Below are 14,827 nucleotides of genomic sequence, written 5' to 3'. Positions count from 1 at the left end.
TAAAAGTAACGTGCAGATATCTTAAAAAACACCTTCTGAAAAAATTCAGAAGGTGTCTGCATTTATTAAAGGGAAATTTTTTCTACAGCATCGACAGTAACCCCAAGCCACTTCGAAGCAATTTTAGAAAAAATGGCCGTGGAGCCAGTTGTACAGAATTTATATTCCGGATTTTCATCCACAGCTTTAAGCAGGCCATGGTGATGCAGAATGGTACTAGCTTCCCTTGCTGTTTCCTCACCTGAGCTGATGACCTTTACATCTTTACCCATTACATTTTTAATAATCGGTTCTAATAAAGGATAATGAGTACATCCAAGAATGAGTGTATCCATTCCTTTTCCTTTTAAGGGCTGAAGCGTCTCAGCCACTATTTTTTTGGCAACTGAACCTTCGTACTCCCCGCTCTCTACAAGAGGAACGAATTTGGGGCATGCCAGACTATGCACGGCAGACCTGCTGTTTATCTGAATCAGCGCATTTTCATATGCCTTGCTTTTGACTGTGCCCTCTGTGCCAATGACACCAATTATATGGTTTTTCGTCACTTTAATAGCTGTTCTTGCGCCTGGGAAAATGACACCGATAACCGGTATCGGCAATTCCCTGCGTATTTCCTCCAGAGCGACAGCAGTAGCTGTATTACAGGCTATAACAAGCATTTTAATGTTTTTTTTCAGCAGGTACTCCGTCATTTGCCAGGTAAAGGATTTCACCTCTTTACCAGGCCGCGGGCCGTACGGGCATCGTGCTGTATCTCCGAGGTATACAATATCTTCATTTGGCAGCTGCCGCATGATTTCTTTCGCGACCGTTAAGCCCCCCACTCCGGAGTCAATTATTCCTATAGGTTGTTTCAAAAGTACCGCCTCATTCTCCGCGCATATCATGGTGTAATTTCATTAAGTTATCTTTTAAGAACAAGACCTCATTATGTGAAGAATTTTTAAGAACCTCTTTTAGGTAATCCTGGCGTTTTTTAATAACTTCTTCAATAATCCGCTCTCCTTCTTCAAGCAGATGAATCCGGACTACTCTTCGGTCATTTGGGTCTTTCACTCTTTTCACAAGGCTGTTTTTCTCCATTCGATCAACAAGATCTGTTGTCGTGCTGCATGCAAGATACATTTTATTTGACAGCTCGCCGATAGTCATATCACCTTCTTCAAACAGCCATTGCAATGCCACAAACTGAGGAGGGGTAATGGTAAAATCACTTAGAATTTCCCTTCCCTTTTGCTTGATAATGCCGGATATGTATCTTAAGTCTTTTTCAATATCAGCTACAACATCATTTATTTCATTTGTTTTAGGATCTTCCAGCTTCATTCATAAACACTCCCATTTAAGCTTTTACGATGTTTTCTGCCCTTGTGCATTTATTTTCACCTTTTTCCGTATAAATTTCAAGACAGAAATAAATCCAATAATGAAATATTCCCTATATAAATGTGATAACCGGCCTCCCAGAAGGATAGCCGGTCTAAATTAAAGTTCTAGCTCTCCCATTCGAAGGAGCTCTACAACAGCTTGTGATCGCCCCTTTACACCAAGCTTTTGCATGGCATTAGAAATGTGGTTCCGAACCGTTTTTTCACTTATAAACAATTCACCAGCGATTTCCCTTGTTGTTTTATCTTGTACTAACAATTCGAATACTTCTCTTTCTCGTTTGGTGAGTAACGGCTTGTGAGTATATTCATTCTCCTTCAAGTATTGTAACCCTCCTTGCCTTTCGCCAGCTATGAACCGCGGGATGGGTATATATTTAGTCACCATATCATATGTCAGCAAAACAGCCGAAGTGACTATATTTAGTGAAAGGAGAAAGTTATTTTCAGGAAATGTGCCATTGTGCCGCTAGGCTCGGACTTTAACCCCGCTTTTCAGCATTTCTTTCATATTTTCGGTCCAAGGCACACCCTTGCCTGTCACCTTTGATATCTGCACCATCGTCCCCCTGCCGGTGAAGCAAACTGAACCGTCTGATTTCCTACCCATATAATGAAGATCAACAGAAGAATTCCCTATTGAAGCAGCTTTTACGTATATTTGTATCTCTTCATCAAAGAAAACCTGGCTGATAAAATCGCATTGGAGGTCTGCTACGACTGGTATGGTTTCACTATCATGCTTTACCCAGTCCTGCATAAAGCCCTTGCTTTTGAAAAATTCTATCCTTGCTTCTTCATAGTATGTAAATGGAATGGTATTGTTCAAATGTCCAAACATATCAGTTTCAGAAAATCTGACTTTTACTGGATGAAAGAAAATGAATTCTTCTTCCCATTTTTTAAAATCGTCTATATAGCTCAATTTTTTCATGCTGGTCCCTCCCAATTTTTTATGAATGAGCATTCACTCTGTTGTATTTCATTATAGTGTTTTTTGAATTATTTGAAAACCTTTCATCTGTGTTAAATAAAAGATTATGCGAATATAGACTAAAAACCCCTCTCCAAAAGGAAAGGGGTTTTTCAAGTTTAGATCTGGTCGCTTCCAAAGAAGTTTTTGAAAGACTGGAATGTTGTATCGCGGTTTAGTGCCGCAATGGATGTTGTTAAAGGAATGCCTTTCGGGCAGGACTGTACGCAGTTTTGAGAGTTTCCGCAATTGGCAAGTCCGCCGTCACCCATGATTTGCTCCAGACGTTCAGCTTTATTCATTTCACCAGTTGGGTGAGCATTGAACAAGCGAACCTGTGATAAAGGAGCCGGTCCGATAAAGTCAGATTTGCTGTTAACATTCGGACATGCTTCCAGACAAACACCGCATGTCATGCACTTTGAAAGCTCATAAGCCCATTGGCGCTTTCTCTCAGGCATACGCGGTCCAGGTCCCAAATCATACGTGCCATCGATTGGAATCCATGCTTTAACCTTTTTCAGGGAATCAAACATACGGCTTCTGTCGACCTGCAGGTCACGGACTACCGGGAACGTGCGCATCGGCTCAAGACGGATTGGCTGTTCCAGCTGATCTACAAGTGCCGTACATGATTGGCGGGGCTTTCCATTAATAATCATTGAACAAGCACCGCAGACTTCTTCAAGGCAGTTCATATCCCATGCGATTGGAGTAGTATCTTCACCCTTCACGTTAACCGGATTACGGCGAATCTCCATAAGGGCTGAAATAACGTTCATGTTCGGACGGTAATCAATTTCAAACTCTTCCTGATAAGGGGCTGAATCAGGAGTATCCTGGCGGCTGATTACAAAACGGACTGTTTTCGTTTTTGTTTCTTGCATGGTTTAGTTCTCCCCTTTCTTTTTGGAATAGTCACGCTTACGCGGTGGAATTAAGCTTACATCAATTTCCTCGTAATGGAATGCCGGAGCGGAATTTGCATCAACAAACTTCGCCATTGTTGTTTTCATGAATTCCTCATCATTACGTTCAGGGAAATCAGGCTTATAATGTGCTCCGCGGCTTTCATTACGGTTATAAGCACCAATTGTAATAACACGTGCCAATTGAAGCATATTCTGCAGCTGGCGCGTAAAGCTTGCACCCTGATTGCTCCACTTCGCAGTGTCATTAATATTAATGTTTTTATAGCGCTCCATAAGTTCAACAATTTTTTCATCTGTTTTCAACAGCCTGTCATTATGGCGGACAACCGTTACATTGTCTGTCATCCACTCACCAAGCTCTTTATGAAGGACATATGCATTCTCTGTGCCATCAAGAGACATGATATTATTCCATTTTTCTTCTTCCTGTTTTACATGGCGTTCAAATAGTGATGATGGCAGATCTTCAGCACTCTTATCTAATCCGCTGATATACTTGACTGCATTCGGGCCTGCTACCATACCGCCATAAATGGCTGATAGCAGTGAGTTGGCGCCAAGACGGTTGGCACCATGCTGTGAATAATCACATTCACCAGCTGCAAACAAGCCAGGAATATTTGTCATCTGATCATAGTCAACCCATAATCCGCCCATTGAATAGTGGACAGCAGGGAAGATCTTCATTGGCACTTTACGAGGGTCTTCACCCTGGAATTTCTCATAGATTTCAATGATTCCGCCAAGCTTAATATCAAGCTCTTTAGGATCTTTATGGGAAAGATCCAGATATACCATGTTCTCCCCGTTAATGCCAAGCTTCTGGTTAACACAAACGTCAAAAATTTCACGCGTTGCAATATCACGGGGCACCAGGTTTCCGTAAGCCGGATATTTTTCCTCAAGGAAGTACCATGGTTTGCCATCTTTATATGTCCATACTCGTCCGCCTTCACCGCGTGCAGATTCACTCATTAGGCGAAGCTTATCATCTCCAGGGATGGCGGTTGGATGGATCTGAATAAATTCCCCATTTGCGTAATAAGCGCCCTGCTGATAAACGATTGAAGCCGCTGAGCCTGTGTTTATGACAGAGTTAGTGGATTTTCCGAAAATAATTCCCGGTCCGCCGGATGCCATAATAACTGCATCTGCAGCAAAAGACTTAATTTCCATAGAAGTCAGGTTCTGGGCAACGACACCCTTACAAGCTCCGTCATCATCGATTATAACCCCTAGAAATTCCCATCCCTCATACTTTGTCACTAATCCTGCCACTTCATGGCGGCGGACCTGCTCGTCCATTGCATAAAGCAGCTGCTGCCCAGTTGTAGCACCGGCAAACGCAGTACGGTGATGCTGTGTTCCACCGAAGCGGCGGAAGTCCAGCAGACCTTCAGGTGTACGGTTAAACATAACACCCATACGGTCAAATAAATGAATGATGCCAGGTGCAGCCTCTGCCATTGCTTTTACAGGCGGCTGGTTTGCCAGGAAGTCCCCGCCATATATTGTATCGTCGAAATGAATCCAAGGAGAATCGCCTTCCCCTTTTGTATTTACCGCTCCGTTGATGCCGCCCTGGGCACAAACAGAGTGAGAACGTTTAACCGGTACCAGAGAAAATAATTCAACCGGAGTCCCAGATTCTGCTACTTTAATTGTCGCCATCAAACCGGCTAGTCCGCCGCCGACAACTATAACTTTTCCTTTACCCATCGTGACTCACTCCCTTAATACTTGTAAGAAAAGCGCCAGCACCCGCTTACCGGTCCCCTTGAGGCCTTCCGATGGCGTTTATTCTGCCAAAAGTGCTGATTTTGCCTTTGCGCTTTCAATAATGCGGAGCCGGGCAGCTGCCCAATTCCCTTTTTATCCGATCAAGTCTAATAATCTCTCATGTCTATTAAATAAATGCTGTAAGAGCACGTACGCCAACAATAGATAGTGCAATGAAAATTCCGATCGTTACGTAAGTGGAAATAACTTGTGAACGAGGAGATACTGTAAGTCCCCAGCTGACAAGGAATGACCAAAGCCCATTAGCAAAGTGGAAAATTGCAGAAATGACTCCAATAATATAGAACCAGAACATAAATGGATTCGACAGGATGTTCTCCATCATCTGAAAGTTAACTTCTGCTCCAAAGGCAGCCTGTACACGTGTTTCCCAAACATGCCATGCAACAAAAACCAGCGTAATGACACCTGAAACACGCTGAAGCATAAACATCCAGTTGCGGAAATATCCGTATCTGCTTGTGTTATTTTTCGCAGTAAAAGCAATATAAAGGCCATAGATTGCGTGGAACAGCAAAGGTAAATAGATTACAAACGTTTCAAGGAATATTCTAAATGGAAGACTTTCCATAAAATGCGCTGCATTATTAAAAGATTCCTCTCCCCCTGTTGCAAAATGGTTCACTACAAGGTGCTGCACCAAAAACAATCCAACTGGTATTACGCCAAGCAATGAATGCAATCTGCGATTAAAAAACTCACGATTACCTGCCATAAACTTTCCCCCCCTGATTTTAAAAAAACGATGCTGAGCCCCCGCTCAGGACATCATCTCGAAAATGTTATTCATTTTCTTACAATTATGTGACATGTCCATTTTACTCCCAAGATAATAGAGCGTCAAGAAAACGGATACATAAAATGTTCCATATTAATAAAATTTTTAAAAAATATTAACGGGTTAAAAACATATATTATCCTGCGGTTCAATATGACCTAATTGCCGGTCTCCAATATACTGAAATAGTAATTATTTCTATGCAAATCGTTCTATTTTTTACTGAATTGATATTAACTCCCCAAGCATATTGTATATAATAGAATCATAGAAAGAGGGGAGACTATTGAGCGAATTAGCATCTGCGAAATCTAATGAAGATCACATACAGTCTGTACCGGTATTTGGGTATGAACTAATCCGGGAAGTTCTTTTGCATGACCTTTTAGGAAATGAAGCACCCGAAATTTTATATTGGGCCGGCAAAAGGCTTGCACGCATGTATCCTCTGGAAACAGCCGGACAGATTGCCGAATTTTTCACAAATGCCGGCTGGGGCAACCTTTCCATCGCAAACGAATCTAAACATGAACTTGAAATGATATTATCAAGCCCGCTGATTGCTGGCCGCTTGCAAAAAAACAATAACTGCACATTTCAGCTCGAAGCTGGTTTTATAGCCCAGCAGATAGAATTTCAAAAAGAAGTTATTTGTGAGGCATTTGAACATCCCCGCAAGAAAACCGGCAAAATCCTTATTACTGTGAAGTGGGATAAAAAGGATCCTGCTGAGTAACATCTAATACGTACAAACAATAAGCTATCAATTTCTGATAGCTTATTGTTTATAGCTTCGGAATTAAGCCTTAACAGCAGAAACAGACAGCTTGAATGCCTCGTGTAAAGCATCAACAGCATCGATCATTTTACTGTTTTCCACAACCGCTGATACTTTAATTTCTGACGTGCTTACCATTTTCACCTGAATTTCATTCGCTGAAAGCACTTCGAACATTTCTGCAGCCACACCCGGATTTGAAATCATGCCTGAGCCGACAATTGAAACCTTTGCAAGCCCTGATTCCCACTCAATGCGGTCATAATTTAATTGATCTCTATGCTTTTCTAAAACTTTCACTGTATCCGTCAGATCTTCATTCTTAATTGAGAAGGACAGGTTAGTTGTCTGGGCTTCTGTCATGCTCTGAATAATGATATCGACATTAATGTGGTTTTTGGCGAGCGCCGAGAAAATAGTAGACAGCCCAGTCAGTGAATTAGGAAGACCAATGATTGTTACTCTTGTTATGTCATCTTCAAAAGCCACACCGCGCACCACTAAATTTTGTTCCATTTTTACTTCCTCCTCAATGATTGTTCCTGCTTCCTTTTCAAGGCTTGAACGCACTTCAATCGGAAGTCCATAGTTTTTAGCGAATTCAACCGCTCTTGGATGGAGCACTCCAGCCCCCAAATTGGCCAGCTCAAGCATTTCATCATAGGACACAGAATGTAACTTTCTGGCATTCTTTATAAAGCGGGGGTCGGTTGTAAACACACCTGTAACATCCGTATAAATATCACATTTATCAGCTTTAAGTGCTGCAGCCAGTGCAACAGCAGTTGTATCAGATCCTCCGCGGCCAAGCGTGGTAATTGAGCCATCTTCTGTCATCCCCTGAAAGCCTGCTACAATTACAATTTTCCCCTGATTTAATTCCCCCTGAATGGTGGCTGGATCAATATTTACTATCCTCGCATTACCATGGACTGCTTCTGTTTTAATACCTGCCTGCCACCCTGTAAAAGAAACAGCGTGATGCCCTTTCGCATTTAATGCCATTGCTAATAAAGAGATGGTCACCTGTTCGCCGGTTGTAAGCAGCATGTCCATTTCCCTTTTATCTGGTGATGGGGAAATCTCCCTTGCCATGCCAACCAGCTGATCAGTCGTTTTGCCCATTGCCGAAACAACTACAACAACATCGTTTCCACGGTTTTTTTCCTCAATTACCCGATTAGCGACATTTTGTATTCTGTCTACAGTCCCCACGGAGGTGCCTCCGAATTTCTGCACTATGATTCCCACAGCTTTCCCTTCTTTCTAAAGATCTCGTAATATTATGAATTGCCGTCCTATGTAAGTGAAGCAAGACAGTCCACTCGGCTGTATTTGACAATGGCCTTAAATCTAAAATACCCCTTTTGGGCAATAAAAAAAGCAATGGAATAGTTTAACTATCCCATTGCTGTGCAGCCAAAATGTATATGTGAGCAAACACAGTGAGATAGCTCTCCAGGACGGCAATGTCCTGACAATCCTGCATTTATTCAATGCAAAACCAGCAGAAAAAATGATGAGATTTTCTCCACTTCGGCGAACATACCCTTTCAAAGCTTTTCATGGAAGCTCATTCTTCTCCAAGCTTTTACTGATGAAGTTCGCACCTCTACCTTCACTTAACGATTATGTCCAATAGTTCAGTTTAAACATATGGACATGCGCTTTATCGCTATAAAGTGATATTGATATAAAGTTTCAATTAGTATAACATGTCTGACTTTTTATGTCTATATCCATTTAAGACTCAGAGTTTCCATTTTGTTCCTCAAGCCTCTGCTTTAACTCCTCTGCAACAATCGCAGGAATGCCTATTTTTCTAAACTCCTCAATTGATGCCTCTTTCATTTTCTTTACAGACCCAAAGGCCTTCAACAGCTGTTTTTTTCGCTTTTCGCCTATGCCTGGAATTTCATCCAGAATAGACTGAAAGGCACTTTTTCCGCGAAGCTGGCGGTGAAAAGTAATCGCAAAGCGATGAACTTCATCCTGAATTCTCTGCAGCAGGTAGAATTCCTGGCTGTTCCTTGCAAGTGGAATAATTTGAAGCGGATTACCATATAAAAGCTGTGAAGTTCTGTGCTTCTCATCCTTCACCAGGCCTGAAATCGGAATATCCAGACCGAGTTCATTTTCCAGCACATCCCTTACAGCTTCAACATGCCCTTTTCCTCCATCAATCAAGATTAAGTCCGGAAGCGGCAGTTCTTCTTTCAGTACTCTTGTATATCTGCGTCGCGTGACTTCTCTCATGGATTCATAATCATCAGGACCTTTAACGGACTTTATTTTATATTTTCGGTACTCTCTTTTCTCAGGTTTGCCATCAATGAAGACGATCATGGCAGAAACGGGATCCGACCCCTGGATATTTGAATTATCAAAGGCTTCAATCCGGTGAGGAGTATAAATTCCAAGCTGATCACCCAGATTTTCAACAGCTTTAATAGTCCGTTCTTCATCACGCTCTATTAAAGAGAACTTCTCCTGGAGAGCAATTTTTGCATTTTTATAAGCAAGCTTCACCAGGTCCTTTTTTTGCCCGCGCTGCGGTTTTAGCACTTTCACATCAAGAAGCTGTTCTGCCATGACTGCATCAACGGAATCGGGTGCCAATATTTCACGTGGTTTAAAATGATTTGCTTTAGTATAAAACTGGCCGAGGAACGTTAAAATTTCTTCTTCCGGCTCATTATAAATCGGGAACATTGATACATCCCGTTCGATCAGCTTGCCCTGCCTGATGAAGAAGACCTGGACACACATCCACCCTTTATCAACCGCATAGCCAAATACATCCCGATCTGTAAAATCTGTCATCGTCATTTTTTGCTTTTCCATCGTTGCATCTATATGGGCAATTTTATCTCTGAGCTCTGTTGCTCGTTCAAAGTCCAATTCTTCTGCAGCGGCTGTCATTTTTGCAGTAAGGTCTTTTTTAATCTCTTTGTATCCGCCATTTAAGAATTTCGCAATTTCATCTGTCATTTGCTTATATTGATCTGCACTTACTTCCTTTACGCAAGGTGCAAGACATTGGCCCAAGTGATAATAAAGGCAAACTCTGTCCGGAAGAGTTGAACATTTGCGGAGAGGATAAATACGGTCGAGCAGCTTTTTTGTTTCATTGGCAGCCTGCACATTGGGATAAGGTCCAAAGTATTTTCCCCTGTCTTTTTTTACTTTTCTGGTTGTTATCAGACGGGGATGGCGTTCGGCCGTCAATTTGATAAAAGGGTAGCTTTTATCGTCCTTCAGCATTACATTATATTTGGGATCATATTTCTTGATCAGATTCATCTCAAGAATCAATGCTTCCATATCTGAAGATGTGACAATGTACTCAAAGTCCACGATCTCATGAACAAGTCTTAATGTTTTCCCGTCATGTGAGCCTGTAAAGTAGGACCTGACCCGGTTTCTGAGAATTTTGGCTTTCCCCACATAGATGATGGTCCCCTGCCTGTCTTTCATTAAATAGCAGCCTGGCTGCGCAGGCAGCAGCATCAGTTTATTTTTTATCGTTTCATTCATGGCACTCCACCTCCCCGGTTATATTTTTCTAATTGAAAGGCTTCCTTAGGAAAAATTTTATATAACATTAATTTAAAATTTTCATAATCACTTGGCATACAAGCTGGTCATGAAGCTTAGTCCGCATAATAAAAGCACTGCATCCCCATCTTATTATATCAGCTGGTAATCCTGCAGCATAACTGCTAAACACACATGATAAAGTGAAACTTCAATCAGTGGGGGTTTTCCTTATCCCCCACTGATTGTTAGTCGCGTTCTAGTGTCGCTAAGATCTCCGCTAGCGCTTCGATCAATCGACACTACGAACCCGATTGGTTCAACTAAGCCTCTGCCTGCGCGTCGGCAAGTTTCACTGTATCTCACCAATCGGGCCTTTACGGGCAGTTTGATCCCCGCTTATCCTCCTTTGTTTCCTCTGACTCTTAAAGCGGGGGTCTTACTGCCCGTTAGACTGCGATAAAAAAATCCCGATGTCCGCATGGGACACCGGGAAATTTCTTATAGATTAAGCATGCTTTGAAAGTAATTCAGCAAGAGCTTCTTTCGGCTGGAAGCCAACCGCTTTATCCACCACTTCACCGTCTTTTAGTACGATCAAAGTTGGGATGCTCATTACGCCAAACTTGCCGGCTGTTTCCTGGTTTTCGTCAACATCGATTTTTACAATTTTGACTTTATCGCCCATTTCAGAATCAAGTTCTTCCAATACAGGAGCGATCATTTTACAAGGGCCGCACCATGGAGCCCAGAAATCTGCCAATACTAATCCCGAACCAGTTTCAGCAGTGAAATTTTGGTCAGTTGCGTGTGTAATAGCCATTTGATATGCCTCCTAAAATTTAACTCAAATACTAACGACAGTATATCATCGTTTATACTATGTTGCGAATAATCTGCTCGATCGTAATTTACCCTATGTAAAGCAGATTATTCGCTTTCTTTATTATGGACTTTATGTATAATGGGCGGCCATCTGCCGCCCATTTGTACTTTATGCGTTTACTTTAAGCTTTTTGAACTCTTCTGTTAACAGTGGAACAACCTCAAACAGGTCTCCGACAATACCGTAATCAGCTACCTTAAAGATATTGGCTTCCGGATCTTTGTTAATCGCTACGATTACTTTGGAGTTGGACATCCCCGCTAAGTGCTGAATAGCTCCGGAGATACCGCATGCAATATACAGGTCTGGTGTTACCACTTTACCCGTTTGTCCAATTTGCAGTGAATAGTCGCAATAATCGGCATCACAAGCTCCTCGTGATGCACCTACAGCTCCGTTTAAAACAGAAGCAAGTTCTTTTAATGGCTCAAAGCCTTCCTCGCTCTTAACACCGCGGCCGCCGGCAATAATAACCTTAGCTTCGGATAAGTCAACGCCTTCACTCGCTTTGCGGACAACTTCCTTAATGATTGTGCGAAGATCCTTGATTTCTGCTGCAACAGAAGCAACATCTCCTGATCTTGATTCATCCTTTTCCAAAGGAGCTATGTTATTTGGACGGATTGTGGCAAAAAGGAGGCCATCTGTCACAATCTTCTTTTCAAAAGCTTTTCCTGAATAAATCGGGCGTGTGAAGACCAGATTTCCGCCTGCTTCTTCAAGGCTTGTTACGTCAGAGATTAAACCAGACTCAAGCTTGGCAGCAATTTTAGGAGCAAGATCTTTCCCCATTGCTGTATGCCCAAAAATAAGGCCATCCGGACTTTCAGAATCAATCACAGCCATTAGAGCCTGTGAAAAACCATCAGGCGTATACTGCTTCAGCTTCTCATCTTCAACAGTTACAACACGGTCAGCACCATAGTGAATCATTCCACTCGCTAAAGCGCTTACAGAATCACCAATTAAAACTCCTACAACTTCTCCGCCTTCTGATGCAGTCTTACCGGCTGCAACAGCTTCGAAGGATACATTACGCAATGAACCGTCACGGACTTCACCTAACACTAATACTTTTCTAGCCATATGTTTTACCCCCTGCGTTATTATTAATCAGTTATGATGATCAGACAACTTTAGCTTCAGTATGAAGAAGCTTCACCAGTTCCTTAACTTGATCTTCCAATTCGCCTTCAAGAACTTTTCCTGCTTCTTTTTTAGGCGGCATATAGATTTCAATTGTTTTTGTCTTAGCTTCAACATCGTCCTCATCAAGATCAAGATCGTCAAGCTCAAGCTCATCAAGAGGCTTCTTTTTCGCCTTCATAATTCCTGGCAAGGATGGATAGCGAGGCTCATTCAGACCCTGCTGGGCAGTGACCAATAATGGAAGAGATGTCTCAATTACTTCTGAATCCCCCTCAACATCACGCACTACTGTGGCAGATCTGCCATTAATATCAAGCTTAGTGATCGTTGTTACATATGAAATTCCCAAAATCTCTGCTACACGCGGTCCAACCTGTCCGGAGCCCCCATCAATTGCTACATTCCCAGCAATGATTAAGTCAGCCTCTTTGTCTTTCAGGAATTCAGATAAGATTTTTGCCGTCGTGAACTGATCCCCATTCTCAACGTCATCTTCTGTATTTATTAAAACAGCTTTATCGGCACCCATCGCAAGAGCGGTACGGAGCTGCTTTTCAGCTTCTTCTGTTTCCACAGAAACAACTGTTACTTCTCCGCCATTCGCATCACGAACCTGGATTGCTTCTTCAATTGCATATTCATCATAGGGATTAATGATAAATTCAGCGCCATCTTCATTGATTTTGCCGCCGGAGATTGTAATTTTTTCTTCAGTATCAAATGTTCTCTTCATTAATACGTAGATGTTCATGATTTCCCTCCTAGTAATTAAGCATTGTCATATAACAAAGCCATTAATTAAAACATTTCTTCACTTCGAAAGATTGAAAATATTTAATGCGTACAGAAAGGTTCATCTGCTTGGAACTGCCCGCTTATTTTAAAATTGAGCGGGCGCTCGCTCACAGACCATAATTTAACCAATGAATCTTCTGAAGATTAAATCAAACGCTTACATGTCTATTATAATAGATTATTAGACTGAATGTAATCTTTCAGCTCAATTCTTTTAACTGCTATTTTCCGGTGAAGTTTGGCTCCCGCTTATTAATAAATGCAGATATGCCTTCCTTCCCATCTTCAGATACAAATACTTCTCCAAACAATTCCGCTTCTTTCTTTACACCTTCGTAGAATTGTCCTGTTTTTCCGAAGTTTAATAGCTCAATAGCTGCCTTAATTGAGCCTGGGCTCTTCTTCGCTATTTTCTTTGCCATCTTATAGGCATTTTCCAAAAGCTGCTCCTCAGGAAAGGCATGGTTAGCCAAACCATATTGAACTGCTTCAAGCCCGGTGATCGGGTCGCTTGTGAACAGCATTTCAGCTGCACGAGCAGTGCCTACATAGCGGGGAAGCCGCTGAGTTCCGGCAAAACCGGGAATCAATCCAAGCTGAAGCTCCGGAAGACCGAGCTTTGCGTTTTCAGCTACAAGACGGAAGTGACAGCCCATCGCAAGCTCCAGGCCTCCGCCAAGTGCTGCACCATGAATGGCTGCAATAATTGGCTTAGGGAACTTTTCCATTCGCTCAAAGAGATTCTGTCCATAGGTCGCTAAGCTTGAAAAATCCTCTCCGCTTTCAATAGTTGTAAATTCTTTTATATCAGCTCCTGCTGAAAAGAACCTGCCTTCTCCGTGAATTAGAATAACTCTAACTTCACTATTATCTTCAACTTCATCCAGAACAGCTGAAAGCTCTTTTAATACACCTGATGAAAGAGCATTCGCAGGCGGACGTTCAATTGTAATCGTTGCTACGAAGTCGTTATGGGACCATTTAAGGTATTCCATCGTATCCCTCCTACTATATTATTGAGCACTTTAACATTTTCAAGGTTTTCCGCACCCGCTGATTAAAAGTTTATGAACAGGTCCTGCCAATGCTGTAAGGTCATATTTCTGCTCATTCATTACCCATGTGGTCACTGTTTCGTCCATAGTGCCAAAAATCATCTGACGCGCCAGCCTGATATCAAGATCAGCTGAGAATTCGCCGCTCTCCCTGCCGTCATCAAGAATCCTTTCCACTAAAGTGAGATAACCTTTGAGCACCTCATTAATTTTATGGCGCAGGTCCTTATTTGACTGCCTCAACTCGAGCTGGGTTACAATTGCCAGGTGCTTGTCTTCCGAGAGCATTTTAAAGTGCGATTCTACCATCATTAATAGTTTCTCTGCAGCTTTCTCTTTTCCTGCAATTTTTTCCTCAATTTTCTCAACAAAGTAGCCCATTTTATCCTGAAAGAGGGATATTAATATATCTTCTTTGTTTTTAAAATATAAATAGATCGTGCCATCAGCGACACCAGCCTGTTTGGCAATTTTTGATACCTGAGCCTGGTGATAGCCGTTTTCAGCGATCACAACTACAGCAGCATCAATAATTTGCCGGTACTTAGGCTTTGTTTTTTTCATGTGGCTCCCTCCTTTCAGAATAAAGTGAAACTTCAATCAGTGTGGGTTTTCCTTATCCCCCACTGATTGTTAGTTGAACCAATCGGGCCTTTACGGGCAGTTTGCCCCCCACTTATCCTCCTTTGATTCTTCTGAGTCTAGTCTTGAAGTGGGGGTCTTACTGCCCGTTAGACTGCGATAAACGGGGCA

15 protein-coding genes and 1 riboswitch are annotated in these 14,827 nt (G+C 42.1%); of the genes, 1 reads left to right on the top strand and 14 read right to left on the bottom strand.

Annotated features, from left to right (window positions below; genetic code table 11):
• Window positions 1-65: 65 nt before the first annotated feature.
• The 7 genes from racE to AC3WTL_RS11390 all read right to left on the bottom strand — a co-directional run bounded on the left by racE (window position 66) and on the right by AC3WTL_RS11390 (window position 5,811).
• Window positions 66-860 (bottom strand): glutamate racemase, encoded by a 795-nt coding sequence (gene racE / locus AC3WTL_RS11420; RefSeq protein ID WP_163143715.1) that lies wholly within the window; start codon window positions 858-860, stop codon window positions 66-68.
• A 10-nt stretch (window positions 861-870) separates the two neighbouring features.
• Window positions 871-1,329: a MarR family winged helix-turn-helix transcriptional regulator gene (locus tag AC3WTL_RS11415; protein ID WP_061791493.1), complete on the bottom strand. Its 459-nt coding sequence runs from the start codon at window positions 1,327-1,329 to the stop codon at window positions 871-873.
• A 159-nt stretch (window positions 1,330-1,488) separates the two neighbouring features.
• A complete protein-coding gene (locus AC3WTL_RS11410) occupies window positions 1,489-1,713 on the bottom strand; it encodes a helix-turn-helix domain-containing protein (protein ID WP_009333184.1) in 225 nt (74 codons plus the stop codon).
• Between the two features lie 147 nt (window positions 1,714-1,860).
• Window positions 1,861-2,325, bottom strand: a complete 465-nt coding sequence (locus AC3WTL_RS11405; protein ID WP_048011039.1) for an acyl-CoA thioesterase — start codon at window positions 2,323-2,325, stop codon at window positions 1,861-1,863.
• A 158-nt stretch (window positions 2,326-2,483) separates the two neighbouring features.
• Window positions 2,484-3,251, bottom strand: a complete 768-nt coding sequence (gene sdhB, locus AC3WTL_RS11400) for a succinate dehydrogenase iron-sulfur subunit (RefSeq protein WP_035330246.1) — start codon at window positions 3,249-3,251, stop codon at window positions 2,484-2,486.
• Between the two features lie 3 nt (window positions 3,252-3,254).
• Complete coding sequence (sdhA, locus tag AC3WTL_RS11395) at window positions 3,255-5,015, bottom strand: succinate dehydrogenase flavoprotein subunit (protein WP_226618260.1); 1,761 nt, start codon at window positions 5,013-5,015, stop codon at window positions 3,255-3,257.
• A 187-nt stretch (window positions 5,016-5,202) separates the two neighbouring features.
• Window positions 5,203-5,811, bottom strand: coding sequence for a succinate dehydrogenase cytochrome b558 subunit (locus AC3WTL_RS11390; protein WP_035330248.1), 609 nt, complete (start codon window positions 5,809-5,811; stop codon window positions 5,203-5,205).
• A gap of 349 nt (window positions 5,812-6,160) precedes the next feature.
• Here AC3WTL_RS11390 and AC3WTL_RS11385 point away from each other — a divergent pair, with 349 nt between their 5' ends.
• Complete coding sequence (locus AC3WTL_RS11385; protein WP_048011041.1) at window positions 6,161-6,610, top strand: YslB family protein; 450 nt, start codon at window positions 6,161-6,163, stop codon at window positions 6,608-6,610.
• A 63-nt stretch (window positions 6,611-6,673) separates the two neighbouring features.
• Here AC3WTL_RS11385 and AC3WTL_RS11380 read toward each other — a convergent pair whose 3' ends face one another.
• From AC3WTL_RS11380 to fadR, 7 genes are all read right to left on the bottom strand, one after another.
• Entirely contained in the window at window positions 6,674-7,903 is a 1,230-nt protein-coding gene (locus AC3WTL_RS11380; protein ID WP_197213190.1) for an aspartate kinase, read from the bottom strand.
• Between the two features lie 192 nt (window positions 7,904-8,095).
• A riboswitch (Lysine riboswitch) is annotated at window positions 8,096-8,275 on the bottom strand.
• 120 nt (window positions 8,276-8,395) lie between these two features.
• On the bottom strand, window positions 8,396-10,189 hold the full coding sequence (gene uvrC / locus AC3WTL_RS11375; protein ID WP_227888143.1) for an excinuclease ABC subunit UvrC: 1,794 nt from the start codon (window positions 10,187-10,189) through the stop codon (window positions 8,396-8,398).
• Window positions 10,190-10,697: 508 nt separating this feature from the next.
• Window positions 10,698-11,012, bottom strand: a complete 315-nt coding sequence (gene trxA / locus AC3WTL_RS11370) for a thioredoxin (protein ID WP_035330252.1) — start codon at window positions 11,010-11,012, stop codon at window positions 10,698-10,700.
• A 171-nt stretch (window positions 11,013-11,183) separates the two neighbouring features.
• Window positions 11,184-12,161, bottom strand: coding sequence for an electron transfer flavoprotein subunit alpha/FixB family protein (locus tag AC3WTL_RS11365; protein WP_095244937.1), 978 nt, complete (start codon window positions 12,159-12,161; stop codon window positions 11,184-11,186).
• A gap of 40 nt (window positions 12,162-12,201) precedes the next feature.
• On the bottom strand, window positions 12,202-12,975 hold the full coding sequence (locus AC3WTL_RS11360; RefSeq protein ID WP_252219542.1) for an electron transfer flavoprotein subunit beta/FixA family protein: 774 nt from the start codon (window positions 12,973-12,975) through the stop codon (window positions 12,202-12,204).
• Window positions 12,976-13,240: 265 nt separating this feature from the next.
• Entirely contained in the window at window positions 13,241-14,014 is a 774-nt protein-coding gene (locus AC3WTL_RS11355; RefSeq protein WP_048011931.1) for an enoyl-CoA hydratase, read from the bottom strand.
• Window positions 14,015-14,053: 39 nt separating this feature from the next.
• A complete protein-coding gene (gene fadR / locus AC3WTL_RS11350; RefSeq protein WP_048011930.1) occupies window positions 14,054-14,638 on the bottom strand; it encodes a fatty acid metabolism transcriptional regulator FadR in 585 nt (194 codons plus the stop codon).
• Window positions 14,639-14,827 lie beyond the last annotated feature (189 nt).

It is taken from the genome of Cytobacillus sp. EB106-05-05-XG126, from assembly GCF_058791715.1.
The sequence above is the reverse complement of the archived record's forward strand: the minus strand, read 5'-3'. Positions and strand labels throughout refer to the sequence as shown.